Here is a 438-nt window from a genome sequence, read left to right on the forward strand (position 1 = left end):
CTCTTCCACCAGCGCGGCATTCTGCTGGGTCATCTGGTCCAGATGGCCGACGGCCTGGTTCACCTGCGCGATGCCCGAGCTTTGCTGCGACGCGGCGGCCGTGACCTCGCCGATCATGTCGGCCACGCGCTGCACGGACTGCACGATGTCCGCCATGGTGGCCCCGGCGTCCTGCACCAGCCGCGAGCCGGCGTCCACCCGTTCGACCGAGGCACTGATCAGCGCCTTGATCTCGCGCGCGGCCTCGGCGCTGCGTCCGGCCAGCAGGCGCACCTCGCCCGCCACCACCGCGAACCCCCGGCCCTGCTCGCCGGCCCGCGCGGCCTCGACCGCGGCGTTGAGCGCGAGGATGTTGGTCTGGAACGCGATGCTGTCGATCACGCCGATGATGTCTTCGATCTTGCGGCTGCTCTGCTGGATCTCTTCCATCGTGGCCAC

The 438-nt window shown here is 70.1% G+C and carries 1 protein-coding gene; it reads right to left on the reverse strand.

All coding sequences use genetic code 11. The features are described 5' to 3' along the window. Positions 1–438 (reverse strand): methyl-accepting chemotaxis protein (locus tag HK439_RS26505; RefSeq protein WP_235988132.1); only part of this gene is annotated, 438 nt, incomplete at both ends.

This window comes from Roseibium aggregatum, assembly GCF_014692675.1.
Taxonomy (GTDB): Bacteria; Pseudomonadota; Alphaproteobacteria; order Rhizobiales; family Stappiaceae; genus Roseibium; species Roseibium aggregatum_C.